The sequence below is a fragment of the Ruegeria sp. CDSA246 genome (assembly GCF_059611225.1).
The window spans coordinates 101,835-127,586 of sequence record NZ_JBXWPD010000014.1 but is presented as its reverse complement, the minus strand read 5'-3'; the positions used below and the strand labels follow the sequence as shown (position 1 = coordinate 127,586).

The window sequence follows — 25,752 nt, the reverse complement described above, 5'->3', positions numbered from 1 at the left end:
ATGAAAGTAAAACCTGTCGTGACTTACCGAACGACAGCTCAATGCCCGACACATGCGCGTACCGAGATCCCAATTCGCGACCTTGATGTGGTTGTCGACGAACCCGTCGAACGCGGCGGAACAAATCTTGGCCCGTCTCCGACCGAAACCGCAATGGCAGCCTTGATCGCCTGTACGAACGTCATCGGGCACAAGAATGCACACCGGTTGGGAATTGATCTTGGCGCGGTGACAATCGACGCGAAATGCAGGCTGGATCGGCGCGGTGTCCTGATGGAGGAGGAGATCGATGTTCCGTTTCCGGAAATCGAGCTCACCGTGAAGTGTGACACGCCGGCCAGTCAGGAGGAGCTGACACGGGTGGGCGAAGAGACAGCCAAGTATTGCGCCATCGCAAAACTATTTGAAGCGGCAGGCACGGACCTGACCGTCAACTGGGTCAAAACAAACCAATAAAGACAAAAGGCCCGACTTTCTGGGAGGAGAGAAATGAAAATCTGGACCAAACGCAGCCTTATCGGAGCTGCTCTGGCAAGCGTCATGGCGCTGCCCGCCGCAGCAGAGGAAACTATTTCTGCCGTTGTCATCGATGGCTACCCAGACCGGGCATTATGGGTGAAGGAGTTCACCAACTTCTTCATTCCGGAGGTGGACAAGCGACTGGCCGACGCCGGCAACTACAAGATGAACTGGCAGGAGAACTATGGCGGTTCAATCGTAAAGCCGAAAGGCGTTCTGGAGGGAATCCAGCTGGGCCTTGGTGACATAGGCATCGTCACAACCATCTTCCATTCTTCGAAGCTGCCCAGCCAGGGTATTTCGGGATCGACACCCTTTGTGGCATCGGATTCCCGTGCGGTCGCCAAGGCCGTAGATGAAATCGCACGCGAATACCCGGCGATGCAGAACGAGTTTGCCGCACAGAACCAGGTGTATCTGGCCACGGGTGTTGTTCTGGATACGTATCAGATTTTCTGCACGGAACCGGTTGCCTCGGTATCAGATCTAGAGGGTCGCAAGATTGCAGGTGCTGGCCTCAACTTGCGGTATCTCGAAGGCATCAAGGATGCGGCAGGTGTGCGCGGTGGGCTGACCGATTTCTACAACATGCTTCAGACGGGTCTGGTTGATTGTGGAATGCTGTGGCCCGAAGCGGCGAAGACTTTTAAGATCGCTGAAGTTGCCCCGTATATGCTCAAGGCCGATCTGGGTGCTGTGAACTCAAAAACCATCACGGTTAATGCAGACTATTGGGCAAGCCTGCCGGACGAAGTCAAAGAGGTGTTGACGGCGGTTGCCATCGATTACCGTGACCATGTCGCCGGTATCGCGATGGACAGGGCTGCTGCTTCGCGGGATGCTTACGTTGAGGCCGGTGGAACGATCGTTGAGGTTTCGGACGAAGACCGCGCCGCATGGGCAAATGCCATGCCGAATGTCGCGCAGGAATGGGCCGCGACGCTGAATGACAACGGCGAACAAGGAACTGAAATGCTGGCCGCCTACCTTGGCAAGCTTCAAGACGCCGGTTTCACCGGAGTGCGTGACTGGACGGCCGAATAACTGTCCGGCGATCCACGAAAGGGGCCTTTCATGCTGAAGACCGCAGTTGCTGGCCTGTCGCGGGTCGCCAATTTTCTAGCAATCGCCGCCAACGCTTTGGGTACGCTCGTCGTCCTGGCGTTGGTGGTTGTTCTGAATGTCGACGTTATTGCACGTGGCCTGTTTTCAGCCCCATTGCGTGGCACTTATGAGATGGTGCAGTTTTCGGTCGTGATGATCGTCTTTCTGCAGTTGGCGGACGTGGTCAGAGTAGATCGGTTAACACGCTCGGACGGGTTCCTGAATCTGCTGCACCATCGCCGCCCGGGTCTGACAGCCAGCCTGAGGCGCATCATCAACGCCATATCGGCAATCTTTATGGCCTTGATTGCGTATGTAACCTTCCCAGAATTTCTTCATATGTGGGAGACACAGGACTACTTCGGAGTACCCGGTCTTTTCACATTGCCATGGTGGCCGGTCAAACTGGTCATCGCGTGCGGTACTGCGCTTGCCTGCGTGATCTTCCTGCTCAAGGTCGTCACGGCGCAGGACCGTCCGCAACTTATTCGCACCCCTGAACATGACGAGGCCGCAGAATGACGCCGATTGAGATTGGCCTGATCTCGGTCGTTGCCATCGTCTTTTTGATCTACGCAGGCGTCTACATTCCGATTGCTTTGGGCGTAGTCTCCTTCGTGTCGATCTGGCTGATGCGAGACAACTTCACGCTTGCGCTCAACCTGCTGAAGGTTGCGGTAGGCGACAGCGCGATGGAATACAGTTTCGCGACTATCCCACTGTTTACCTTTATGGGGCTAATCGTCTCAAAAGCGGGACTAGGCAGGGACATTTACGAAGTCATGACCATGCGGTTTCGCAAGGTCAAAGGCGGTATCGGAATGGCGACCGTCGGAGCAAATGCCGTGTTTGCGGCCGTTACCGGGTCGTCCATTGCGTCTGCATCCGTGTTCACCAAGGTCTCGGTCCCGCAGATGATGGCGCAGGCATATAATCCACGTTTTGCGGTTGGGGTAGTGGCCGGGTCGTCGGTTTTGGGGATGATTATTCCGCCCTCGGCGATGCTAATCATCTATTCCTTTGTCGCCGAACAGTCCGTAGGGGACATGTTTCTGGCGGGAGTAATACCCGGTATCATGCTGGCGATAGCTTATGTGGGTGCGATCTGGTTTATGGGCCGTTTCACCCCTGCATTTGTGGGCGGCCGGGTCGTCGAAGACACCGAATGGATGTCCGGGCGCGAGATCGCATCCAAGACCCTTCCCACATTGTTCATTATCACGGTAGTGCTCGGTGGCATTTACACAGGATGGCTAACCGCTGTCGAGGCGGGTGCCGCCGGGGCACTGGTTGCGCTTGTGATTGCAGTCGTACGCAAGTCTATGACACCAAGAGCGTTCTGGGACGCGTTGCTGGAAACCGGTCATATTACAGCGGCGATCTTGTTCCTGATTACAGCAGCTTCGATTTACAGCCGCATGCTGGGACTGGCCGGGCTGCCCAATCAGTTGCAGGACTTACTTGCGGGGAATTCAGCGTCCTTTTGGTCGATCATGCTGCTCTACGTCCTCTTGATGCTTTTTCTGGGAACTTTGCTCGATACGGCGTCCATCATTCTGATCGTCGTCCCGCTGTTCCTGCCCATGGCCGAAGCGCTGGACATGTCGTTGATCTGGTTCGGGATCGTCACCGTAGTCGGAGCCGAAATCGGACTATTGACCCCGCCTTTGGGCATATCTTGCTTCGTCATCAAATCGACGATCAATGATGACCGGATATCACTCAAAGACGTGTTCATGGGCGCGCTTCCCTTTGCGTTCGTGATGCTGATCGTTCTGTTTATTCTGATCGAGTTCCCGATCCTCAGCCTTGCCCTGATTTAAGGAGGCCCAGATGCGCTCTGTCACCAAAGACAATATCACCGACGTGTTCATGGGATACCTATCCAAGGACACCGATCCGCGGATGCGAGAAATCATCGGGTCTCTGGTCAAACACCTCCACGATTTCGCGCGGGAAACCAACCTGACACATGACGAATGGCGCGCCGGGATTGCGTTTCTGGAGGGATGCGCCGCCGTGGAATCCGAGGACAGGCATGAGTTCGTGTTGGCCTCGGACGTGTTGGGCCTGTCCTCATTGGTGGACATGCTACATTCCAGTCCGGAAGCAACAAGTTCATCAGTACTTGGCCCTTTTCATGTCTCTGGCGCGCCGCCTCTGCCATTCGGCGGGGATATGAAGCGCCACTACGGTGGACCTGTGCTGCTTGCTGAAGGCGTGATCCGGGATACCGATGGTAATCCGATTTCCGGTGCAGAGCTGGATATCTGGCAAACCGCACCGAATGGAATGTATGCAAGCCAGGACGAAGAACAGGACACCTATTCTTTTCACGGCCTGATGACTACCGGTGAAGACGGTAAGTATGCATTCACGACCGTCAAGCCAGTTGAATACACGGTACCGTCAGATGGGCCTGTCGGGGACATCCTTCGCGCCTGCGGCCGCCATCCCTGGCGACCGTCACACCTGCACTATATCGTCAAGGCTCCGGGGTACCGATCTCTGGTGACCGAGATTTTCCCCGACGACGATCCTTATTTGGATCAAGATACGGTTTTTGGTGTTCGGGATGATCTGGTGATGACCTATGTCGAAAGGCCAGTTTCGGAATTTCCGGATGGCATGGAGCTTTCTGGTAAGATCACTGAACCTTTCTTGCACGTGAAATTCGATGTGAAGCTTGCCAGATCCTGAACGATATTGAGGAGGCTTGAGGTGCTGAAACATATCTTCATTTTAGGTGCCGCGCTGTTTTGCAGTACCGCCATCGCAGAAGAGCGCCCGATCTTTGACGCGCATATTCATTACAGCCACGATGCCGTCAAACTGGTTCCTCCCGAACAGGTGGCCAAAATCCTTCGGGACGCGGGCGTTCGTAAAGCCCTGGTCTCCAGCTCGGATGACAATGGCACTCAACTATTGTTGGCCGCAGCACCAGATATCGTTGTTCCTGCACTGCGCCCTTACCGTCGCCGCGGTGAAATCAACACCTGGATGCACGATGAAACTGTAATCGACTATTTGGAAGCAAATCTGGCCAAAAACGAATACGAAGCCATCGGCGAGTTTCACGCTTACGGAGACGACATTAAGACGCCGGTTATCCAGCGCATGATTGCACTGGCGAAAGAGCGGAACCTCATTCTACACCACCACGGCGATCGAGAGGCAGTTGACCTGATCTTCGAAACCTGGCCTGAAGCTCGGGTACTGTGGGCCCATTCTGGCTTTGACGACCCGGCGAGTGTTGTTGACGCGCTGGATACCTATCCCAGGCTTTGGGCCGATTTGGCATTTCGTTCGGACATGGCCTCACGAGGCCGTATCGACCCGAATTGGAAGGCTGCGTTCGAAGCCCATCCCGATCGGTTTATGGTCGGTACGGATACATTTGCGCCGGAACGTTGGTACTATGTCGGCCCCCACGCAGATCTTTCGCGTGAATGGTTGGATTTGCTGCCGGACCAGATTGCGGACAACATCGCCTATGCGAACGCAGAACGTTTGCTGGCATCAGAATGATCCGCTGCGCCGTCTGGTTCATGATTTGGTCCAGCGCGGCCGCTGCTTGTGAGGCGACGGGGCAACGCATGAATTCGGACGCTCAAAACGCGCCCGAGGTGTATCTGTCCGTCGATGAAATTCCGTTGGCTCAACCGTTTTCCGTACTGGTTTCTATTTGTAGTGAAACTGCCGTGGGCCAAATGCGTGTGAATGCAATCATGCCCGCTCATCGACACGATATGAACTATACCCCCAAAGTTACCGCCTTGGGCGGCGGAGCGTTCCGCGTTGATGATATGCTGTTTCACATGCCGGGTTTGTGGGAACTGCAGGTCGATGTCGACATCAATGGCCAATCAATTTTCTACTCGTCAGAAGTTACGCTGAAATGAAGCTGTGGGTTACAGCTGCGCTTATTGCCTTGACAGGTGCAGTGCGTGCAGAGGTCTTGTTATCTGCAGGCGAAATTGAACAAACGCTTTCCTTTGGACCGTGGCCACCATCCTTCCAGTCTGACCCAAGCAACAGGGTTTCGAACAATGCCAGAGCGATCGCGCTTGGAGAGGCCTTATTCAACGATCCGGTGTTGTCCGTCGACGGTGCACTTTCTTGCGCAAGTTGTCATGATCCTGAACAGGCATTTACAACGCCAGAGGCGCGGGCGCTCGGCCGTGTACTGTTAGATCGAAACACTCCATCACTGCGGAACCTGGCCGGACTCCGCTGGTATGGGTGGGGTGGCAAAAGCGATAGCCTTTGGACAGCCAGCCTGCATCCGATCATCGAAGAACAAGAGATGGCCCACAGTGCCGATGGCCTAAAAACCGCTATCTCAGAAAGTACCTACATTGATGAATTTGAAGCCATATTTGGCGACATACAGGTTCAAGATTCAGAGCTTGTGCTGGTGAACATTGCCAAAACTCTATCCGCCTACTTGGAAACTTTAGCTACGGACTGGACACAGTTTGATGAATTCCGTGATGCATTGGAGAACCAAGATTTAGCAGCGGCTGCGAGCTACCCCGAAGCTGCACAGCGAGGTCTTCAGCTGTTCATAGGGCGTGGAAACTGTGTGTTGTGCCACAATGGTCCGAGATTTTCCAACAACGAGTTCCATGACGCTGGCGTACCATACTTTCTGAATGAAACCGAGGTCGACGAAGGGCGGTTCGGTGGACTGAACTTTTTACTCTCAAGCCCCTATACTCTGGACGGCGACTGGAATGACGATCCGGATAAGCAAGGTGCTTGGGCGGTTCGAAATGTACGTCGAAGCCACGCTGATTTTGGAACCTTCCGCACGCCCAGCCTGCGCGGAGCGGCTGAAACCGCACCGTACATGCATGACGGCAGCCTAAGTGATCTGAACGCAGTGATCCGGCATTACAGTAAGATTGATACGGAAAGGCTGCACGCCGACGGTGAAGCCATTCTCTCGCAATTGAATTTGTCTGAGCAAGAGATTGCAGACTTAATTGCGTTTTTGATGACGCTGTCCAAGGCGCCTTACTAAAGCGTTTGTGTTTAACGCTCGTGAATGGGCTATTTGGCAAGCTGGTTCGGAGACTATCGTTAGCAGTGCCGATGAGGGGGTTCTGCTCGCTCTGGGTCAGAAATGGATGACGTGATCGGCCGATTTGTTGAGGTTTTGGATTTCGATTGAGTCAAGTATCAGTGACGTTCCACATCTGTTGAACGTCACACGAACCTGACCCAACCGTCACAGTTGGATCAGAGTCGGGATGAATGTTCGACATCGGAAGGCACCCCCAACGTTGGACATCAGTAGAGTTTGACCTTTGCGTCATCAACTAACACGCCGCCCGCATTTCATACTCTAGCAGACAGTTTGGTTTGATCCGACTTCCCTTTCGGAAATCAGGGCTGATTTGCAGACCAGACGGCGAAGCCGCCTGTTACTAGGAATCTGCAACGGGGCGAACGCGGGAGGAAGACGGCCGCGCCCTCACCCTGTCGGTGAAAGGCGTTTGGCTTGTCCAAATCCCGCCGGCTCAAAAATGGAAATCGGTGAGGAAGAAAGCCTGCGGCCATTTGCAGTTGTGCCATTCTATCGAACTGCAATAAGTAAAGGCCACAAAGCTGCCGTTCGCTGCCTTTGCGGCATGGTTCGCTTCAAATGGCAGCTACGCGCACATGTCGGTCGTTGCAAAGTTGGATGCTTATTGAGTTTCCTAAGTTGCTTTTCTCGTTTTGTGACACCACTGTCAGCCCTGTGTACGAGCGCAAGTATTTTTTATCAATTTTGTGGCAAGGCATCGTTAAGGATCGCCGCTAGCGTGTATAGATCGGACAGAATGATGAACGGTTGGTTTCCAGAAAAGTTGTTTAGGTATCGCGGAACAACTTCCAAGCACTTTGATGAAGAGCTTGAGCAACTTCGGGATAACAGGGTTTGGTTGAATTTCCTGGATACTCAAAATGATCCATTTGAGGGATGCGTTAGTCACCGGGTAGGTACTTACGATGAGTTCACGTCTAGGCACCGTGAATAGCGCGATCTGCTGGCAAAACAGTTTCCGGATTTTGAGCTTTTGCCGGAGACTATTTCAGAGCAGGACTTCAATATCTGTAATATCCAAAGCCCCCTGTTTCACGAGACAGTTAGACAGCAAGCTGTAGTCGCATCCTTTAGTAAAGGGTGGCAGAATACACTGATGTGGGGGCACTATGCAGACGCCTTCAAAGGAATTTGCTTGCAGTTCACTGCAAATCCAACGGCTGGTGTTGAAGGGCCGCCCTTCTTTCCTGTGCAGTACTGGAAAGAAGAGCCCCCTGAGTTTTCGTCATTTGACTTTTTCGTCCAAACGCGTGTGGCGATGAGCTTGAGCGGACTTACAGAAAGTGAACAACGCTCCAAGATAGAAAACCTTGCCTACGAAAAAATAAAAATTGCAGCCACATCAAAAAGCTATGACTGGGTCTATGAGGAAGAATTCCGAATGGCATCATTTTTGGGGGTGCCGGGATATTACCAAGTGTCAGGTATGAAGCTGACAGGCGTTATTTTCGGGCCACGGGTAGAGGCACCAACATATTCAAGAGTTATGAATGCGCTTGGCGAAGGCATTGACTACTATAGGATGGACTTGCGAGCCAATGCTTATGGCTATGTACTTTTTCCAATAACTACACCGGCGAAGCAAGCAATCATTTAGGTGTGGGCTATGTGTGGTTTGTAACTTGCTGCACCGGCGAGACATCAAAAGGTGACCAAAGGCGGTAATGGGTTCCAAGCCACCCACTTAAACCTGCTACAGAGAACGACTATTCAGAGCCCAAAGTGACCAGTGGTACGCCGGGCTTGAATGGCGACAATGCGCAGTAAGCTGACCTTGCAAAGTTCAACTTTCGGCCGAATTCTAATAATTCGGGGAGGTACTGAATTTCTGCGCCCGAAACGATGACCACTGTTGTGTCCGTGGGACCCGCCGAAGCCGCGTGACGTAGTGTCGCGAGAAGCACGCCAAACGAAGTCAGAGGGCTGTTTCCCAAGATCACAGACCGGAGCAACGGTTGGGCAAATTGTCGAAATCCTCCGGTGGCAAGTTCACCAAGTGAGCAACACCGGAATCCTTCACACTATCCGCAGCAGCCATTACCCGACTGAATTGGTGGACAGGGCACGTTGGCATAAGAGCAATAGACGCAACAGTCGCCTTCCAACGGCTTCAAGACTGTTCTGCATGACCTGCATTCATAGAACCACTGGCAGGCATCCGTAGGCATTTTTTCGGTTTCACTGTGCCCACAGTTTGGGCAAGTCAGTGTGCTTTCAAGCACTTCAGTTTGTTCCATCATTGTCTCACATCTGCGTAATCAGGAAATCGTTGATTCGAGCCTCATAGAACACGACAACCCAAGCCAATCCGGTCATCGCGGTTGTTCCCCAAAGCCACCACTTCAACTTTGGCAATGACCCGCGCTGATAACAAACCAGCCAAGACACCGCGACAAGAGTGGTCGAAATCGCCAGAACATAAAAGCTTGCTGCTGCTATCTTCCCAAAGATCGCTAACCAGCTGCCGCCCAGTCCTAGAAGCATCATTGTCATGGGCATTACGCAGCAGGTCGCGACGCCAAGCGCGGACAGAGATCCTATGTAACTGAGGCTAAGGTATTTCTGCATTTTTGTTCCTGACGCCTTTTTGTGCGGAATTGTCTAAGCGGCGATTACTGGTATAACCTCTGTAGTGACTACAGGATCAAGACGGAACATCTCACATGTTTGCGATTGGGGAAGCATCCCGTCAAAGCGGTGTCGGCATTGAAACGATCCGCTACTACGAACGCGAAGGGATCGTGCCTAAACCGGAACGCGCTTCAAATAACCGGCGGATGTACTCTACGCACGACATTGGACGGCTTCGGTTTCTAAAGAAATGCCGTGACTTGGGCTTTCCGCTTGCCGATGCGAGGACACTCCTGGAATTATCCGAAGGCGATAGCGAAGACTGCCAATCCGTTAAGGAATTGGCTGAGCACCACGTTTTCAATGTGCGCGAAAAGATAAAGGAACTTGAGCGTTTGGAAGTGGCGTTGACTGAACTCACAGCCAATTGCGACAGCGGGAATGTTTCATGCCCTATGCTTTCTCAATTGCGTACACTGTAGCCGGAAGTTGGGTATTGCGCCCCTTTGGCCCGCGCGTTGTGTTCGGTCAGAATCCGGGGTAGCTTCGCCACGTGAAGCACCTTCGGCCAATAACCACGACACTTCTTACGGTTTTTCTGATCCTTGTAATGGGGCTTGGGAACGTCGCGCATGCGCTAGCTAGTGAGTGCGCTGGCGGGCATTGTATTGATCACGTGGCCACAAGTGTTGGGGCTCAACACGATGACCACAGGCTGGTCGCTCCTAGCGAAGACAGGCAGCATGAACCGGACAGCTCGGCGCATGAAGGATGCAATCCATTCCTGTGTAACGTTCTCGCACTCACGACACAGGCATTCGAAACCAAACCTAACCAAGCAGCGGTCGAATTAGCATTGCGGGCCACAAGCCTTTCGACGCTCAATGAACCGGACAACCCGGACCGGCCACCTAACACTTGAAACAGAATTCCAACGTTGTTCGCGGCAGTGAACACGTTCCAGTGTGCTGCAAATTATTGCGGCACCACTCTGTTACATAAGGTTAGGACCAGTACATGAACCAAAAATATCTCCTGATCAGCGCGTGCGCCGTGGCAGCTGTCGTTGCCTACATCACTCTACGCCCCGCGCCAGTTGAGGAAGCCGCGCAGTCGGCAGCTACCGAAGGCGATGCAATGGTAGCAATTCAGATGCCGCTTATCGAAGGAAATGCCGTCATCGGGCAGCGTATATTCGACAACGCCTGCGCCGCATGCCACGGCAGCAACGCGGTCGGCGTTGACGGCGCTGGTCCGCCGCTGATCCATGTAATTTATGAACCCAGCCATCATGCAGACGAGTCCTTTCAACGCGCGGTCGCAATGGGCGTCAGAAGCCACCACTGGCAGTTTGGCGACATGCCTCCGGTTGAAGGCTTGACCCGTGGCGATGTGGCTATGGTCATCGACTACATCCGCGAAATCCAGCGCGCTAATGGAATAAACTGAGGAACCCCCAATGAAGACGCTCACCACATCGGTATTGATCTCCATGCTTGCCACAAACGCGTTTGCCCATTCGAGCGTGGACACCACCACACCCGAAAACGGCGCGACTGTTGCCGAAGTGCCCTCTGAGATCAGTTTCAAATTCGCGGATGATATTCGCCTGACAAAAGTCAACATGATCCATCAGGAGGCTCATACCGTCACGCTCGACCTAGGAGATCAAACAAAATTTGGCCGCGCGTTTGAACTCCCGGTTCAGAGCATGGGCGAAGGCATCTATCGCATTGAATGGCGTGGCTTGGGGGCAGACGGGCACGCCATGCAGGGCGAGTTCACCTTCATAGTAGATTGACCATGCCCGATATCTGGGGAATAGGCGCGATACTGTCCAAGCTGATGCTGTATGTCGGCATTGGTGGCACGACGGGTCTTTTGATCATTCGGGCTGTCTTTGCCGACCTAGTGTTACCACTTGGCGATAAGATGCGTGTTCAGATTGCTATGTTGGCGGGGCTCGCGCTTGCGGGCTCTGTCCTTGGGTTCATGTTGCGTGGTGCCGCCCTGACGGGTGGAGCCGATGGTATGACCGATCCAGAAATGCTCGGTCTGTTGTGGCAAACCCCGGTTGGAGACGTTCTGATCTATCGGGTTGTCGGGGCGGTTCTGATAATCTTCGGGATATTTATACCCCTAGTCGGCCAATGGGTCGCATTTGCAGGCGGATTGTTCGCGCTTTGGTCATTTGCTCAGGTCGGGCATGTCCCCGCATTGGAGAAAACCGGCGTCCGATTGCTATTGCTCCTGCACCTTCTGGGAGTTGCGTTTTGGATCGGTATCCTTGGGCCGTTGCGCGCCCTGTCCCAACGGCCAGAATATCTGAACAACGCGGCCATGTTGGGGCATCGGTTTGGGCAGGCGGCTTCGATTATTGTTCCTGTATTGATTTTGGCGGGACTGCTGATGGCTTGGATGTTGCTTGGCGATATGTGGGCGTTAATGACAACAAGCTACGGGCAAACCCTGCTAATCAAACTCGCGCTCGTAGGCGCGGTCCTGATGTTGGCCGCTGCAAACAAACTCCGCTTCGTCCCGGCCATGCAATCCGGGGACAAAAAAGCTGCCCGCCACTTGGTACGCTCCATTGAAATCGAAGCAGTAATCATTCTTGTGATCCTTGCAGCAACCGCGACGCTCACCAGTGTTTTGACCCTACCGAACTGAGGTATTGCATGACCAGGCTCGACTTTTTGATCGTCACATTTTTCAGCTTCGCCACGAGTGCAAGTGCCGGTCATGAAATGGACGACCGGGATTTGACCAATGGACAGACCCTCTACGCCGAACACTGCGCGTCCTGTCATGGCGTCAATCTCGAAGGGCAGCCGGATTGGCAGACGCCTGACGACAACGGCATTCTGCCTGCACCACCCCATGACGAGACCGGGCATACCTGGCACCACGACAACCAGCTTTTGTTCGAATACACACTACTGGGTGGCGAGGAGGCGTTAGCCGCGCGTGGCGTCGACGGCTTTGCAAGTGGCATGCCTGGATTTGGTGATACCCTCACCAATAACGATATTTGGGACATTCTCGCCTACATAAGGTCCACTTGGCCCGAGCGCGTTCAGGAAATTCAAGCGAGCCGCAACCCACCGCATGACTAAGGATGACAACCTTCGCCACATGGTCGGTGCGGTGACACTTCAATTGCGCGGCGACTACAGTGCCATAGTCCGGCAGGATTAGGTCGAAGAACTGAGCGCGCCCAAAACACTAGGCGCGCCCTTGATTACCGACCTTGGCGCTAGCGCAGCGAATTGGTGCTTTGTCCCGCGAGGCAGCCTTTAGAACTTGTTCCACTGAACGGCCATCACTCAACCAGAGATCGCTTCACATAACACCGCTTCAACGACGTTCGCGGTTTGTTACAGCGCGGCAAGTCACCCGATGGTTGCGAAAACTTGCCATTCGATACGCTGGTTACTGATAGCTGGGATACGCAACAAGCGGGTCAAGGAAAAGGTTTTTCTTAACAAATTTTGTCAAAAATGCCGTGGTGAATTTCGTTTGCAGTTAGCCTGCAGACAAAAACAAAATATTACATCCAGACAAATGCCAAAATGATGATCGTGCTTTCGGTTTGTCCAATCAGCTTTGAGCATCGATAACTTGGCCTCTTCGTCTCGGGAGCTAACTCGCTTTCGAAACCTCTAAACCTCCCCCTTTCACAAGCAGATCCACAATTGTGTCGACCCCGCTTCTGTGACGAAGTGACGAGAACAAGAAGGGCCGTCCTTTACGCATTCTTTGCGCATCACGTTCCATAACCTCCAGCGAAGCGCCAACATGCGGCGCAAGGTCGGTCTTGTTGATTACAAGGATGTCCGATTTCGTAATCGCCGGTCCGCCTTTCCTGGGGATTTCCTCGCCTGCGGCGACATCGATCACGTAGATGGTCAGATCCGCCAGTTCCGGGCTGAATGTGGCTGATAGATTGTCGCCTCCGCTTTCAATCAAAACAATGTCGAGATCCGGATGACGTGTCTGCATCTCGGCGACGGCGGCCAAATTGATCGAGGCGTCTTCGCGAATTGCTGTATGCGGGCAACCGCCAGTTTCGACGCCGATGATCCTGTCCCGCGGCAGGACCTGCATGCGCATCAGCGCTTCGGCATCTTCCTGCGTATATATGTCGTTGGTAATAACACCCACCGAACAGACATCGCGCAGCGCTTCAGATAAGGCGGCGGTTAAAGTAGTTTTTCCGGCTCCTACCGGGCCTCCAATACCTACGCGAAGAGGGCCGTTTATACTGGTCATGTGCGGAAAATCCTCGAATATTGTGTTTCGTGTTTCATGGCCGCAATGTCCCCCAAGAACGCAGTAGAGCTTAACTCGTCCAGACTCGCCTTTTTTGCGTTTTCAGCAATCTGGGCACACAGCGGTGTCAGTTGACGGATCAACCTCTGAGCATCGGTCTGTCCAAGTGGCACAAGGCGCGTGGCACAGGCGACAAGGTTGCTTGCGAATGCTTGCAGAAACATCTTGGTCGTCAGCAGCAAGGGAAGGTTTTGTAGTCTTGCAGCCCGTCCAATCGAGACGGGGTAGGTGAAGTGCCCAAGGTCCAATTCCCAGACACCTTTGGTGACATTTCCGAAGGCCTGTCCCAGCAACTCGGTTTCCATGAGCCTTTCGGATGTCGCGCAAAAGGCCCGCGCCGTGACATCGACGTTGATCAGTTCATCTTTGTCCAGCGCATTGAAGGCCGCCACAACGAACAGAGCATCATTCCAACCAGAGCCATATTCTAGCACATCTGAAATCCAGGCTTCGGTATCCTGAGAATTCGCGACGGTTCCCCGGTCAATCGCGGATTCAAGTCCGTGAGAGTAGGCAAACCCCCCCACAGGATAGGCAGGGGACAACCATTGTGTCAGCGTCAGGATGTCGGCGTCAGTGGGTGTGGCCATGGGTCCTGCCGTGGCCATAGGCGCCGCCTTCAGGGGTGAACGGCTCGTGCACTTCTCGCACGGTAGCCCCGATTTTGAGAAGCATATCTCGGATTACGTGATCGACCTGGATCAACAGGCGAGCCTTTTCGATCTGGCAAGGCGTGTGGCGATTGCCGATATGCCACGCGATGCGCGTCAGATCCGGGGCTTTTACCTCCAGCAATGCTTCGGGCGCAGCCTGTATTTCCACTTCGCGACCATCGTCCAGAACCAACGCGCCGCCGTGGTTCAACGAAGTCGTTTGTGCCAGGTCGATGAGAATCTGTTCACCACTTTCGCAGGTCAGAACCTTGCGCCGCAAAAAACGGTCTTCATAGGTCAGCGACAGGGCATCTGCAGGCTCGCCGTGTAGATGATCAGAATACCGCCGTGCTGTACAAAGGAGGATGGTCATGCCAGCGCCCCCTCTGTGGAACGGGTAGCTATTACCAGATAGAACCCGCGAAAACGTGTTGTACGATCCGGTCGCGTGACAGGCCGCGTTTGCGCAGTTCTTCGTCGCTCAGCGATTGCAGGAACTGGATTTGATCGGTGCGCGATCGTGCTTCTGCCAATCGAGCAAGAGCCGAATAGATCGACGAACCAATTGCCGAGAACAGACCGAATACGGAAAAACCGGAATGCTGTTGATTTTCTGTGTGTGCCATTGGGACCCTCGTAAAATTGCGAGACGTTGGTCCTCCCTTCCGTTCTAATATCTGTCATCTTTCACTCGCTTAGTAGTAGGCGATTGGTCATGCCCGGGATGCGTTTGCTGCAATGCAGCGTAAATTTTAATCAGAACATAAAGTATCGCTGTGCCATCGGTAGAACTTCGGCAGGCTGACAGGTAAGCAATTCGCCATCCGCGCGCACCTCATAGGTTTCCGGGTCAACATCGACATGCGGTGTCGCGTTGTTCAGCAGAAGATTCCGCTTGCCAATTTCTCGTGTGTTTTGGACGGCGACGGTTTGCTTTGCCAATCCCAGTGTATCACCGATCCCATCCACATGGGCCGCCTGCGAGACAAATGTGATCGCCGAGTTTTCCACCGACCGTCCGTAAGCGCCAAACATTGGGCGACTATAAACCGGCTGCGGTGTAGGGATCGACGCGTTGGGATCGCCCATCTGCGCACAGGCTATCGTGCCGCCCAGCAGAACCATCTCGGGCTTAACGCCGAAAAAGGCCGGGTTCCACAGGACGAGGTCAGCGCGTTTGCCTTCCTCGATACTACCAATCTCGTGGCTCAGGCCATGTGCAATGGCCGGGTTGATGGTGTATTTCGCAATATAGCGGCGGACGCGAAAGTTATCGTTCTCACCGGTTTCCTCGGGCAGGCGCCCGCGCTGTTTCTTCATCTTGTCTGCGGTTTGCCACGTGCGGATCAAGACTTCTCCAACTCGACCCATGGCCTGACTGTCAGACGCGATGATCGAGAAAGCACCCATGTCGTGCAGGATATCCTCGGCTGCGATTGTCTCACGCCGAATGCGGCTTTCTGCAAAGGCTACGTCCTCGGGAATAGATTTGTCGAGGTGGTGACAGACCATCAGCATGTCCAGATGTTCCTCGACTGTGTTCACGGTGAAGGGCCGCGTCGGGTTCGTCGAAGACGGCAGAACGTGGTTCTCGCCGCAGATCTTGATGATGTCCGGGGCATGGCCTCCGCCAGCGCCTTCGGTGTGGAAGGCGTGGATCGTGCGGCCTTTTATGGCGGCCACGGTGTTTTCGACAAATCCAGATTCGTTAAGCGTGTCGGTGTGGATCATCACTTGCACATCCATCGCATCAGCCACCGATAGGCAGCAGTCGATAGCGGCAGGGGTCGTGCCCCAATCTTCATGCAGTTTCAGGGCGCAGGCCCCAGCACGGACCTGTTCCTCAAGCGCTGCGGGCAATGAGGCGTTGCCCTTGCCTGCAAAGGCCAGATTCATGGGAAAGGCATCTGCCGCCTGCAACATCCGCCCGATATGCCAGGGGCCGGGGGTGCAGGTGGTCGCCAGCGTCCCATGCGCCGGACCGGTGCCGCCGCCCAGCATAGTGGTCAGGCCGGAATGCAGCGCATCTTCGATTTGTTGTGGGCAGATAAAGTGAATATGGCTGTCGAACCCGCCCGCCGTCAGGATGCGGCCCTCGCCTCCGATTGCCTCGGTCCCCGGACCGATGATAATGTCTACGCCAGGCTGCGTATCGGGGTTTCCCGCCTTGCCGATCTTGGCGATCCGCCCGTTCTTAAGCCCCACATCCGCTTTGTAGATACCGGAATGATCGACAATCAGCGCGTTGGTAATCACCGTATCCACGGCGCCCTCGGCGCGCGTGAACTGAGATTGCCCCATTCCATCACGAATGACTTTGCCGCCACCGAACTTGACCTCCTCGCCATAGACGTCTTCGCGGTGCCCGGTTTCGCTGAAACGCGCGGCTGTTGCACGCTCAACGATCAGGTCTTTCTCGACCTCAATAATCAGATCGGTATCCGCCAATCGTACTTTGTCGCCGACCGTGGGGCCAAACATAGAGGCGTAGTCACTCCGACTGATTTTGCCCGGCATTTTTCAGAGCCCCCATGATATGCATATTGAAACCGTAGATGTGGCGGCGCCCGTCGTAGGGCACCAGCATAACCTCGCGAGTCTGACCCGGCTCAAATCGCACGGCAGTACCTGCTGGGATGTCTAATCGCATCCCTAAAGCTGCATAGCGAGCGAAATCCAAGGCGGAGTTCGCTTCGGCGAAATGGTAATGGCTGCCGACCTGAACGGGTCGATCACCGGTATTGGCGACAACAACAAGAAGACTGCTGCGTCCGGCATTGAGCGTCAGTGAACCCTCGGCGGGTATGATCTCACCGGGGATCATTTTGGCAGTTTCATAATCACTGTGACAGCGATGACCGCGATCAATGCCAGCCCAGCTGCGAGCAGAGCATAATCACTGCCATGGGAGTGAACATGGGTATCCGAATGGGCCATGGCAGGGCCAGCCAGAATAAGGGCGGGAAACAGCATTCGATACATTGGGAACTCCTCTGAGGTTTAGCGAATAGGGTTATGGACAGTCACAAGCTTGGTGCCATCCGGGAAGGTGGCTTCGATCTGCACCTCGTGGATCATCTCGGGCACGCCTTCCATACATTGGTCGCGGGTGATCACTTCAGCCCCGGCCTGCATCATGTCGGCAACCGAATGGCCATCTCGCGCGCCCTCGACCACGGCGTCGGTGATCAGGGCGATAGCCTCGGGGTGGTTCAGTTTGACGCCGCGGTCCAGCCGCTTTCGGGCGACCTCGGCGGCCATGGCGACCAGAAGTTTGTCTTTTTCACGAGGTGTCAGGTTCATGTCAGAGCATCCAGCATCGGGGTAATGTGTCTTTGTTCAACCAGCGCAAAATCGGCATCAATGTGCGGCGAAGAGCCAAGCTGTTGTCTGCCAGAATACGGATAGCCAAAAGGCCGTCTTGGATTAGTGTTGCCCCTGCGTCCTCGGGCAGCATTTTGCGAATGGAATCCAGATGACCTTCGGCTAACTCCGAAGCAAAGACGATCAGCGCCATCGCTCCTGCGCCGTTTGCAATATGCGGCTTGGACAGATGCTTGTGCCAATCACCAGAGAACCGGATCGCGTCAAGGAACACCGTTTTTCCTTGGCGTTGTATCTCGATCTGATCGTTTAGGCGGATATCGGTAAGCGTCTCGCCCATTGCGATGCGCCCGAAGATGAGAGGCTCTACCATCAGCATTTCGGCATCCGGCGCCATCTCGATTTTCAGGCGTCGGTTCAGAGCACTGCCATTGAACAGAATGGTCTCTTGCGGCAACCAGTTCAGTCGGGCTTCAGTCTCAACAGACAGATGATTGGTAATCTGGCCACATTCTTGCGGCTTGGCCTTGTAGGCGCGCTCGCAGGCTTGTGTTGTCAAGGTCAGCGCCGTTCCTTTCGCCGCCTTGCCGGCAAATCGAAATGAATCGCCGCCGGTTACACCGCCGGCAGTGTTTAAGAGAACCGCGGCAAGATCAGGTGTATTGGTTCTGGGGAACAGGCACTTAAAAGAGCCGGACTGGCGAAACTTGTTCAGCACCGTCCTGTCGCCCAATTGCTTGGTGCTCAAGCTGACGGCGCCTGCAGCACGCGGTGGAACAGCACTGTGCGTGGGCAATATGGCTGTAACTTGGGTAATAAGGCACCTATAGAGCTTGGTTTGGTGGCACCTGTTTCTCTGTTGAAGGGGCGGAACACTAATCTACAGTGTCGAAATCTGCTTATTTCGACATCGCGCGTCTAAATTTTAGACAGCGACCCCGGTCTTGGATGAAAAAATAGGCGCATCTCGCCGATTTCCCAAATTGGGTAAATGGTAAGTTGCCAAGCTTGCTGCGATGCAGAAACCGTATGGGTGCCACCGCGGAAACGACCCGGGGGTGTGTGACGGCTGCGCGAATTGGACCTCGAACACAACCGCCACACGGAACGCAACAACAGTTGCGGGGATCAGGTAGAAGAAGAGTGCGCCATTGCGCAAGCCCTCTCTCCCGGCCCCGCCAGGAGGAAAACATGAATTCACTCAAATCAACGCTCGCCGGATCGGTTGTATTTGCTGCTTTGGCCACCGCGGCGTTTTCGGCCGATGACACGATCAAAGTCGGCGTACTGCACTCGCTGTCGGGCACGATGGCAATCTCAGAAACCACGCTGAAAGACACCATGCTGATGCTGATCGACCAGCAAAACGCCAAGGGTGGCCTGCTGGGCAAACAGCTTGAGGCGGTCGTGGTGGATCCTGCATCGGATTGGCCGTTGTTCGCTGAAAAAGCGCGTGAACTGCTTACCGTGCATGAGGTGGATGTAATCTTTGGCAACTGGACGTCCGTCAGCCGCAAATCGGTTCTGCCTGTCATCGAAGAGTTGAACGGCCTGCTGTTCTACCCGGTGCAGTACGAAGGTGAAGAGTCATCGAAAAACGTGTTCTACACCGGTGCAGCTCCGAACCAACAGGCCATCCCGGCCACCGATTACTTCCTGGAGGAACTGGGGGTCGAGAAATTTGCTCTGCTCGGCACGGACTATGTCTACCCCAGAACCACCAACAATATTCTTGAAAGCTATCTGAAACAAAAGGGTATTGCTGATGACGATATCTTCGTCAATTACACCCCTTTCGGCCATTCCGACTGGTCCAAGATTGTGGCTGATGTGGTCGCGTTAGGCGCGGATGGCAAGAAAGTCGGCGTGATTTCGACCATCAATGGTGACGCCAATATCGGATTTTACAAGGAACTGGCAGCGGCTGGTGTTTCGGCAGATGACATTCCGGTCGTGGCCTTCTCGGTCGGTGAGGAAGAACTGTCCGGTCTGGATACCACCAACCTCGTCGGTCACCTCGCCGCTTGGAACTACTTCCAGTCGGCGGATACCGAGGTCAACGCAGAATTCGTGGACACCTGGAAAGCCACCATGGGCGATGAACGCGTGACCAACGACCCGATGGAGGCGCACTACATCGGCTTCAACATGTGGGTGAACGCCGCGACCGAGGCCGGTTCGACCGAAGTCGATTCCGTGCGCGCTGCGATGTACGGGCAGGAGTTCCCGAACCTGACCGGTGGCACCGCCGTCATGCTGCCAAACCACCACCTGGCGAAACCGGTTCTGATCGGTGAGATTCAGGAAGACGGCCAGTTCGATATCATCAGCGAAACCGAAGTCGTGCCGGGTGACGCGTGGACTGATTTCCTTCCGGAGTCGGCTGTGCTGGTCTCTGATTGGAAAGAGCTGGGTTGCGGTATGTACAACACCGAGACCAAGACCTGCGTTCAGACCCTGTCGAACTACTAACAGACCACGCAAGGCGGGTTTGTTTGCCCGCCTTGCCACAAAAGACATTCGGGTTTCACCACATGGTACGACTTTTCCTTGCGGGCCTCGCAATCCTGTGCGCCTGCCTGACTGCAAACGCTCAAGAGGTCGGTCTGCAACCGATCCTGCAAGAACATCAGGAGATCATCGCCAAAAGCTCGCGTAAGACGATCAAACCGGCGATTGATGCTATTGCGTCGAGCGGTTTGCCTCAGGCGCAAGTAATGCTTGAGACATGGGCCGCCAAAAACATGTGGATGCGCAAGTCTGACGGTCTGTTCTTCGCTGGCCAGAAAGGTGAGGGGCGGTCGTATGAACTGACCGATTTCGATACAGGTGCGATCGTCGGCACCTTCGAGAAGTCCGAGCTTAAGCAGTTGAAGCCCAACAGCGGTATCCGCGCGATGATTGGGACAGCGTTGGTGCAGTTCCAACTGACCGATCCCAACCGCGCGAAGCGGCTGGCGGCCCTGCAATCCATTCAGCGTGATCTCGAAAGCGCACTATTAGAGCCGCTGCGGGCTTCGATAGACGATGAACCGGACACGGAATTGAAAGCGCAAAAACAGCGGCTTGAACGATTGCTGACGATTGGATTTGACGAAGATACCGCAGCCCGCGTGGCCGCAATCGAAGAAATGTCCGGCGATCTGGGCGTAGATGTTCGTGCCGCTTTGAACCCTTTGGTCGTCACCTCCCGGCACGCCGCTCTCGAATTGCCCACGGACCTGAACGTCGCAGTTATTCTTGAAGCGGGCTCAGAAGTCTTAACGTCCGACGAAGCATATGACTTGCTCGTTGCGGGAAACCTCGCCCCACCGCGTGTTTCAGCGGATGATATCAGAGCGGCACTATCGACTAACATTGTCGGTGGTCGTGTAGGTGACATTCCCGTCGCGCAACTGAGTTCAGATGCAATGCGCGAGCGTGCGTATGCCTCTCTGGCAGAGGCCGGGCTTGTGCCAGCCTTATTCACGGACGCAGACATTGACGCTGCAGTAAACGCGCATGTATTCTTCGAGACCTACAGCGAGTCGTCTGCTGAGGTCACCGAAGCAGCCGAGAAAACTCTGGAACAGATCGAACTGAAGGTCGGCCTGAACCAAACACTCGACCTGACGCTGGACGCGATCTCACTGGCGTCGATCTATTTCCTCGCCGCCATTGGTCTGGCCATCACCTTCGGCGTGATGGGCGTGATCAACATGGCCCATGGCGAGTTTATTATGATGGGCGCCTATACCGGCTACGTGGTGCAACAGTTTATCCCTGACCACACGCTTTCGATCGTCGTGGCAATCCCCATGGCCTTTGCCGTGACATTTGCCATGGGTGTCGCAATGGAGAGGTTGGTGATCCGCTGGCTATACGCCCGGCCGCTGGAGACACTTCTGGCGACGTTCGGTATCTCAATTGCCCTGCAGCAACTGGCCAAGAACATCTTTGGTACACAGGCTCGTCCGCTGACCGCTCCAGGCTGGCTCAACGGGGCGTGGATGCTGAACGACGTGGTCGCGATCAGCTATATCCGCATCGCGATCTTCGTGCTGGCTATGATCTTTCTGGGGCTGTTCCTCTACATCATGAAACGGACCCGGCTGGGGCTTGAGATGCGCGCGGTGACGCAGAACCCGCGCATGGCGGGGTCGATGGGGATCAATCCGGGGCGGGTGAACATGCTGACCTTCGGGCTGGGCTCGGGCATCGCCGGGATTGCGGGTGTCGCCATCGGCCTCTTTGCCAAGGTCACATCAGATTTGGGCAACGATTATATCGTACAAAGCTTCATGACCGTCGTTGTCGGCGGTGTCGGCAACATCTGGGGCGCGCTGGCGGGTGCCGGAATGATCGGCTTCCTGCAGAAAGGGATCGAGTGGATGAACCCATCGAACACCCTCGCGGCGCAAACCTACATGATCATCTTCATCATCATTTTCATCCAGTTCCGGCCAAGGGGCATCATCGCCCTCAAGGGCCGCGCGGCGGGGGATTGAGCCATGGAACGCAGCTTTATCTCCAAGAACCCATCCGTGCTGGTCTTTCTTGCCATCCTGTCCCTGTTCACCCTGAGCGTGACCATCCTGTCCGAGGGTTTCGGGATCGGCGTAATCTCGACCAGTTTCGTTAAAACACTGGGCAAGACCCTGTGCCTGTGCCTGATCGCAGTGGCGATGGATCTGGTCTGGGGCTTCACTGGCATCCTGTCGTTGGGCCACTTCGCCTTTTTCGGGCTGGGCGGCTACATGATCGGTATGTGGCTGATGTACGAGCGTACACGCCTGATCGTGGTAGACTCGCTGGCACAGGCCGAAATTCCACCGACTTCGGCCGAGGTGGTGGACGCCATCGCTACACAAGTCTTTGGCGTTGTCGGATCGTCGGAATTTCCGTTGATCTGGGCGTTTTCCCACAGCCTGACACTGCAACTGATCCTGATCGTGCTGGTCCCTGGTCTACTGGCGCTGATCTTTGGATGGTTGGCTTTCCGGAGCCGTGTCACCGGTGTGTATCTGTCGATCCTGACCCAGGCTATGACTCTGGCGCTGGCCCTGTACCTGTTCCAGAACGACAGCGGCTTGCGCGGTAATAACGGGCTGTCCGGCTTGCAGAACCTGCCAGGTGTCACCGCCTCGCAGGACGTGGTGTCGATCTGGTTCCTCTGGGCTTCAGCACTGGCGCTGGGTCTGGGCTATATGCTGGCCGCATGGATCGTGTCAGGCAAGTTCGGCTCGGTCATCCGCGGCATTCGCGATAACGAGGCACGAGTGCGCTTCCTTGGCTACTCGGTCGAGGTCTACAAGCTGGCCGTCTTCACCCTGACTGCTTGCATCGCAGCCATTGCCGGCGCGCTTTACTATCCGCAAGCTGGCATCATTAATCCCGAGGAGATGGCCCCCATCGCCTCGATCTATTTGGCCGTCTGGGTCGCCATCGGTGGACGAGGCCGCTTGTACGGCGCGGTAGTTGGCGCAGCCTTTGTCAGCCTTCTGAGCACGTGGTTCACGGGCGGGCAGGCCCCGGATATTCCGCTTGGGTTTTATACGATCAAATGGGTTGATTGGTGGCAGGTGCTACTGGGCGTAACTTTCGTGTTGGTTACGTTGTTTGCCCCTCAGGGCATCGGAGGATTGTTCGACTTGTGGACCGATCGCCGCCACCCGGACAGGCATGGGGCAAATTTGGGACCGGGTGACGGCGCTCTGCGAGAGAAGGAGGCCATGGAATGAACACTTTGCTTGAGGTTAGCGGTGTTTCGGTCACTTTCGACGGTTTCCGAGCTATCAACAACTTGTCGTTCCAGATCGGCGACGTTGAGCTTCGCGCAGTGATCGGCCCGAACGGGGCCGGTAAGACTACGTTCATGGACATCATCACAGGTAAAACCCGGCCCGATGAAGGGCGTGTCATCTGGGGAGAGAAATCCCTATCTTTGTTGGGACTTTCCGAAGCAAAAATTGCGCAGGCTGGGATCGGGCGGAAGTTTCAGAAACCAACGGTTTTCGAAGACCAGACCGTGCACGAAAATCTGCTGATGGCGCTTCAGAACAAACGTGGCTGGCTTCACGTGCTTTTCTATCGAACCACCACTGAGGATTTGCAGAAAGTTGAAGATCTGGCTGTCGAAATCGGTCTGCATCAAGACCTAAGCCGCAAAGCTGGTGAACTGAGCCACGGTCAAAAACAATGGCTGGAAATTGGCATGCTGCTGGCCCAGGAGCCACTACTCTTGCTGGTGGACGAACCTGCCGCCGGCATGACACCGCAGGAGCGCGAACACACCACCGACTTACTGGTACAAGCCGCCAAAATCCGTGCCGTTGTCGTGGTGGAACACGATATGGAATTTGTCCGACGCCTGAATTGCAAAGTCACGGTTTTACACGAAGGGTCCGCCTTGGCTGAAGGCAGTCTTGATCACGTGACATCTAACCAGGACGTCATCGACGTTTATCTAGGGCGCTAAACAATGCTGAAGCTGACGGATCTGACTTTACATTATGGGCATTCGCAAATCCTCAACGGGATTTACATGGAAGCCAGACAAGGTGAAGTGACTTGTGTCATGGGGACCAATGGTGTCGGGAAAACCAGCCTGATGAAAGCAATATCAGGTACGCATCTGCGCTCGGGTGGCAATCTGGAACTGGACGGGAAACCTTTGGGTGTCCTGCCTGCTCATCAAATGGCGTGGAAAGGCGTGGCTTATGTTCCACAAGGTCGTGAAATATTTCCTTTGCTCACAGTTCGCGAAAACCTTGAAACGGGGTACGCCTGTCTGGCAGCCAGCGAGCATTTTATTCCAAATGAAATTTTTGACATGTTCCCGGTTCTCAAGCAGATGCAAAACCGTCGTGGAGGTGACCTTTCTGGCGGTCAGCAGCAACAGCTGGCGATCGCGCGGGCACTGATCACGCGGCCACGCCTGCTGCTGTTGGACGAGCCGACCGAAGGAATTCAGCCCAACATCATCCAACAGATAGGCGAAGTCATCCGGCACCTCAGAACCACGAGCGGAATGGCAATCATCCTGGTGGAGCAATACTTTGACTTTGCCTATGACCTTGCCGACAGATTTATCGTGTTGCGACGCGGAGAAGTCTTGATCAACGGCACTAGGGAAGACGTGACACGCGATAAGTTGTTGCAGGCCGTAACTGTCTAAAGCAGATGCTTGAAATGGGTTTCAGGATTGAAGAATGAAACGCAAAACTTGGTTAAATTTAGGCTCGGGATTTGGTTTGATCCTCTGAACACGTTCAATTGAAACTGTATTCTCTTCTGAAATCCCGTCGTTCGGTGTCTCCTTCCTTGAAGGGCAAGAATATTTGATCACATGACGGACTTCATTTCGTGCTGAAGTTCGACGTAGACGCTTTCCCAGCTTTCACCGTATTTCGAGTAATGACGGCTAACTAAAAGTACCCATGTTGTGGAAGGCTTTTGAGTCGCAAATGGCAAAACCTGTGCGCAGAAGAATTTCCGCATGATTCAAAATCAACAGCTTAGCTGTCATTGAGTGGCAAAACTATGTGTCGCCCGACAGTTGGACGTCAGACGAAATTGACCTTTGCGTCATAAACTGACCCAACACCCCCTTTTTCGTTCTCCCGTAGACTGTTTCGTTTGATCTGACTTCCCTTCCGGAAATCAGGGCTGATTTGCAGATCAGACGGCGAAGCCGCCTGTTCCTGCTGATCTGCCACGTGGCGAACGCGGGAGGGGGCGAGGCAATGCTAATCGGCAGGGGTGGTGCGGCCCGCAGGCACGGCCGAGGACACGGCCGGTCTAATAGGGTTGCCCGAGGGGGAGGGCCGCGCCCTCACACTGACGGCCAGAGCGTTTGACCTGTCCAAATCCCGCTGGCCCACGAAAGGAAAATGGTGGGGAAGAAAACCCCACCGCAAGTTGCGATTGTATCATTCTGTCGAACTGAAAAAGTAACAGTCTGGCCACCAAGCTGCCGTTCGCTGCAGTTGCGGCATGGATCCTCAAAAATGGCAGCTATGCGCAGATAGAGAACTTTGCAAATGTTCGTGGGATGTCACTACCGAGCCCAAAGCCTCGGCGTAAATTCCATCACTCTGTCTGCCTTGCAAAATGGTTACGCCCAAGGCTTGTTACGAAGACTAGTAGTCTTCGGTTTTACACCGTTCCCTTCAATTA

At 54.6% G+C, this 25,752-nt stretch carries 30 protein-coding genes; 19 read left to right on the top strand and 11 right to left on the bottom strand.

The genetic code is table 11. The annotated features are described in order from the left end of the window. From AC2FI9_RS17835 to AC2FI9_RS17795, 9 genes are all read left to right on the top strand, one after another. Complete coding sequence (locus tag AC2FI9_RS17835; protein WP_282154307.1) at positions 1–456, top strand: OsmC family protein; 456 nt, start codon at positions 1–3, stop codon at positions 454–456. 33 nt (positions 457–489) lie between these two features. Further along, positions 490–1,563 carry a C4-dicarboxylate TRAP transporter substrate-binding protein gene (locus AC2FI9_RS17830; protein WP_058273383.1) on the top strand — a complete coding sequence of 358 codons (1,074 nt, stop codon included), beginning with the start codon at positions 490–492 and terminating at the stop codon, positions 1,561–1,563. A 30-nt stretch (positions 1,564–1,593) separates the two neighbouring features. Continuing rightward, positions 1,594–2,145, top strand: a complete 552-nt coding sequence (locus AC2FI9_RS17825) for a TRAP transporter small permease subunit (RefSeq protein ID WP_496769494.1) — start codon at positions 1,594–1,596, stop codon at positions 2,143–2,145. Further along, positions 2,142–3,446 (top strand): TRAP transporter large permease, encoded by a 1,305-nt coding sequence (locus AC2FI9_RS17820; RefSeq protein WP_282027871.1) that lies wholly within the window; start codon positions 2,142–2,144, stop codon positions 3,444–3,446. Before AC2FI9_RS17825 ends, AC2FI9_RS17820 begins: the two co-directional genes overlap by 4 nt. Before the next feature lie 10 nt (positions 3,447–3,456). Further along, positions 3,457–4,323 carry a dioxygenase family protein gene (locus AC2FI9_RS17815; protein ID WP_496769491.1) on the top strand — a complete coding sequence of 289 codons (867 nt, stop codon included), beginning with the start codon at positions 3,457–3,459 and terminating at the stop codon, positions 4,321–4,323. 21 nt (positions 4,324–4,344) lie between these two features. Beyond that, complete coding sequence (locus AC2FI9_RS17810) at positions 4,345–5,151, top strand: amidohydrolase family protein (protein ID WP_496769489.1); 807 nt, start codon at positions 4,345–4,347, stop codon at positions 5,149–5,151. Between the two features lie 68 nt (positions 5,152–5,219). Beyond that, positions 5,220–5,525 carry a hypothetical protein gene (locus tag AC2FI9_RS17805; RefSeq protein ID WP_496769487.1) on the top strand — a complete coding sequence of 102 codons (306 nt, stop codon included), beginning with the start codon at positions 5,220–5,222 and terminating at the stop codon, positions 5,523–5,525. Beyond that, positions 5,522–6,649 carry a cytochrome-c peroxidase gene (locus AC2FI9_RS17800; protein ID WP_496769485.1) on the top strand — a complete coding sequence of 376 codons (1,128 nt, stop codon included), beginning with the start codon at positions 5,522–5,524 and terminating at the stop codon, positions 6,647–6,649. The genes AC2FI9_RS17805 and AC2FI9_RS17800 overlap by 4 nt, the downstream gene beginning before the upstream one ends. A 1,039-nt stretch (positions 6,650–7,688) precedes the next feature. Next, positions 7,689–8,312 carry a DUF2971 domain-containing protein gene (locus tag AC2FI9_RS17795; protein ID WP_496769481.1) on the top strand — a complete coding sequence of 208 codons (624 nt, stop codon included), beginning with the start codon at positions 7,689–7,691 and terminating at the stop codon, positions 8,310–8,312. A gap of 424 nt (positions 8,313–8,736) precedes the next feature. Here AC2FI9_RS17795 and AC2FI9_RS17790 read toward each other — a convergent pair whose 3' ends face one another. Continuing rightward, entirely contained in the window at positions 8,737–8,952 is a 216-nt protein-coding gene (locus AC2FI9_RS17790) for a GDCCVxC domain-containing (seleno)protein (protein ID WP_496769479.1), read from the bottom strand. Positions 8,953–8,959: 7 nt separating this feature from the next. After that, positions 8,960–9,283 (bottom strand): hypothetical protein, encoded by a 324-nt coding sequence (locus AC2FI9_RS17785; RefSeq protein ID WP_496725669.1) that lies wholly within the window; start codon positions 9,281–9,283, stop codon positions 8,960–8,962. Between the two features lie 95 nt (positions 9,284–9,378). Between AC2FI9_RS17785 and AC2FI9_RS17780 the strand changes: the two genes are divergently transcribed. The 5 genes from AC2FI9_RS17780 (at position 9,379) to AC2FI9_RS17760 (ending at position 12,402) form a co-directional block, all read left to right on the top strand. Continuing rightward, positions 9,379–9,768 carry a MerR family transcriptional regulator gene (locus tag AC2FI9_RS17780; RefSeq protein WP_496769477.1) on the top strand — a complete coding sequence of 130 codons (390 nt, stop codon included), beginning with the start codon at positions 9,379–9,381 and terminating at the stop codon, positions 9,766–9,768. 535 nt (positions 9,769–10,303) lie between these two features. Continuing rightward, entirely contained in the window at positions 10,304–10,735 is a 432-nt protein-coding gene (locus AC2FI9_RS17775) for a c-type cytochrome (RefSeq protein ID WP_496769475.1), read from the top strand. Positions 10,736–10,745: 10 nt separating this feature from the next. Continuing rightward, positions 10,746–11,087 (top strand): copper resistance CopC family protein, encoded by a 342-nt coding sequence (locus tag AC2FI9_RS17770; RefSeq protein ID WP_496769473.1) that lies wholly within the window; start codon positions 10,746–10,748, stop codon positions 11,085–11,087. A 2-nt stretch (positions 11,088–11,089) separates the two neighbouring features. Beyond that, complete coding sequence (locus tag AC2FI9_RS17765) at positions 11,090–11,956, top strand: CopD family protein (protein ID WP_496769469.1); 867 nt, start codon at positions 11,090–11,092, stop codon at positions 11,954–11,956. Between the two features lie 8 nt (positions 11,957–11,964). Further along, complete coding sequence (locus tag AC2FI9_RS17760; protein ID WP_496769466.1) at positions 11,965–12,402, top strand: c-type cytochrome; 438 nt, start codon at positions 11,965–11,967, stop codon at positions 12,400–12,402. Between the two features lie 526 nt (positions 12,403–12,928). Here AC2FI9_RS17760 and ureG read toward each other — a convergent pair. The 9 genes from ureG to AC2FI9_RS17715 form a co-directional block, all read right to left on the bottom strand. Then, positions 12,929–13,558, bottom strand: a complete 630-nt coding sequence (gene ureG / locus AC2FI9_RS17755) for an urease accessory protein UreG (RefSeq protein WP_170519465.1) — start codon at positions 13,556–13,558, stop codon at positions 12,929–12,931. Next, entirely contained in the window at positions 13,555–14,226 is a 672-nt protein-coding gene (locus AC2FI9_RS17750) for an urease accessory protein UreF (protein WP_496769464.1), read from the bottom strand. Before AC2FI9_RS17750 ends, ureG begins: the two co-directional genes overlap by 4 nt. After that, a complete protein-coding gene (locus tag AC2FI9_RS17745) occupies positions 14,192–14,644 on the bottom strand; it encodes an urease accessory protein UreE (protein ID WP_170519459.1) in 453 nt (150 codons plus the stop codon). Before AC2FI9_RS17745 ends, AC2FI9_RS17750 begins: the two co-directional genes overlap by 35 nt. A 31-nt stretch (positions 14,645–14,675) precedes the next feature. Next, positions 14,676–14,897 (bottom strand): DUF1127 domain-containing protein, encoded by a 222-nt coding sequence (locus tag AC2FI9_RS17740; RefSeq protein WP_170519457.1) that lies wholly within the window; start codon positions 14,895–14,897, stop codon positions 14,676–14,678. 130 nt (positions 14,898–15,027) lie between these two features. Then, entirely contained in the window at positions 15,028–16,788 is a 1,761-nt protein-coding gene (ureC, locus tag AC2FI9_RS17735; RefSeq protein ID WP_496769462.1) for an urease subunit alpha, read from the bottom strand. Beyond that, the gene (locus AC2FI9_RS17730) at positions 16,763–17,095 is read right to left on the bottom strand and encodes an urease subunit beta (RefSeq protein ID WP_496769460.1); all 333 of its coding nucleotides are present in this window, start codon (positions 17,093–17,095) and stop codon (positions 16,763–16,765) included. The genes ureC and AC2FI9_RS17730 overlap by 26 nt, the downstream gene beginning before the upstream one ends. After that, positions 17,092–17,253, bottom strand: coding sequence for a hypothetical protein (locus AC2FI9_RS17725; protein ID WP_496725659.1), 162 nt, complete (start codon positions 17,251–17,253; stop codon positions 17,092–17,094). The genes AC2FI9_RS17730 and AC2FI9_RS17725 overlap by 4 nt, the downstream gene beginning before the upstream one ends. Positions 17,254–17,271: 18 nt before the next feature. After that, positions 17,272–17,574 carry an urease subunit gamma gene (locus AC2FI9_RS17720; RefSeq protein ID WP_170519446.1) on the bottom strand — a complete coding sequence of 101 codons (303 nt, stop codon included), beginning with the start codon at positions 17,572–17,574 and terminating at the stop codon, positions 17,272–17,274. A gap of 1 nt (position 17,575) precedes the next feature. Continuing rightward, positions 17,576–18,343, bottom strand: a complete 768-nt coding sequence (locus AC2FI9_RS17715) for an urease accessory protein UreD (RefSeq protein WP_496769458.1) — start codon at positions 18,341–18,343, stop codon at positions 17,576–17,578. Positions 18,344–18,786: 443 nt separating this feature from the next. Between AC2FI9_RS17715 and urtA the strand changes: the two genes are divergently transcribed. The 5 genes from urtA to urtE all read left to right on the top strand — a co-directional run bounded on the left by urtA (position 18,787) and on the right by urtE (position 24,751). Then, complete coding sequence (urtA, locus tag AC2FI9_RS17710) at positions 18,787–20,067, top strand: urea ABC transporter substrate-binding protein (protein WP_496769457.1); 1,281 nt, start codon at positions 18,787–18,789, stop codon at positions 20,065–20,067. A gap of 62 nt (positions 20,068–20,129) precedes the next feature. Then, on the top strand, positions 20,130–22,082 hold the full coding sequence (gene urtB, locus AC2FI9_RS17705; protein ID WP_496769455.1) for an urea ABC transporter permease subunit UrtB: 1,953 nt from the start codon (positions 20,130–20,132) through the stop codon (positions 22,080–22,082). A 3-nt stretch (positions 22,083–22,085) separates the two neighbouring features. Then, positions 22,086–23,315: an urea ABC transporter permease subunit UrtC gene (gene urtC / locus AC2FI9_RS17700; protein WP_496769453.1), complete on the top strand. Its 1,230-nt coding sequence runs from the start codon at positions 22,086–22,088 to the stop codon at positions 23,313–23,315. Beyond that, on the top strand, positions 23,312–24,052 hold the full coding sequence (gene urtD / locus AC2FI9_RS17695; RefSeq protein ID WP_496769451.1) for an urea ABC transporter ATP-binding protein UrtD: 741 nt from the start codon (positions 23,312–23,314) through the stop codon (positions 24,050–24,052). The genes urtC and urtD overlap by 4 nt, the downstream gene beginning before the upstream one ends. Before the next feature lie 3 nt (positions 24,053–24,055). After that, positions 24,056–24,751 (top strand): urea ABC transporter ATP-binding subunit UrtE, encoded by a 696-nt coding sequence (urtE, locus tag AC2FI9_RS17690; protein ID WP_496725652.1) that lies wholly within the window; start codon positions 24,056–24,058, stop codon positions 24,749–24,751. The last annotated feature ends 1,001 nt before the right edge of the window (positions 24,752–25,752 follow it).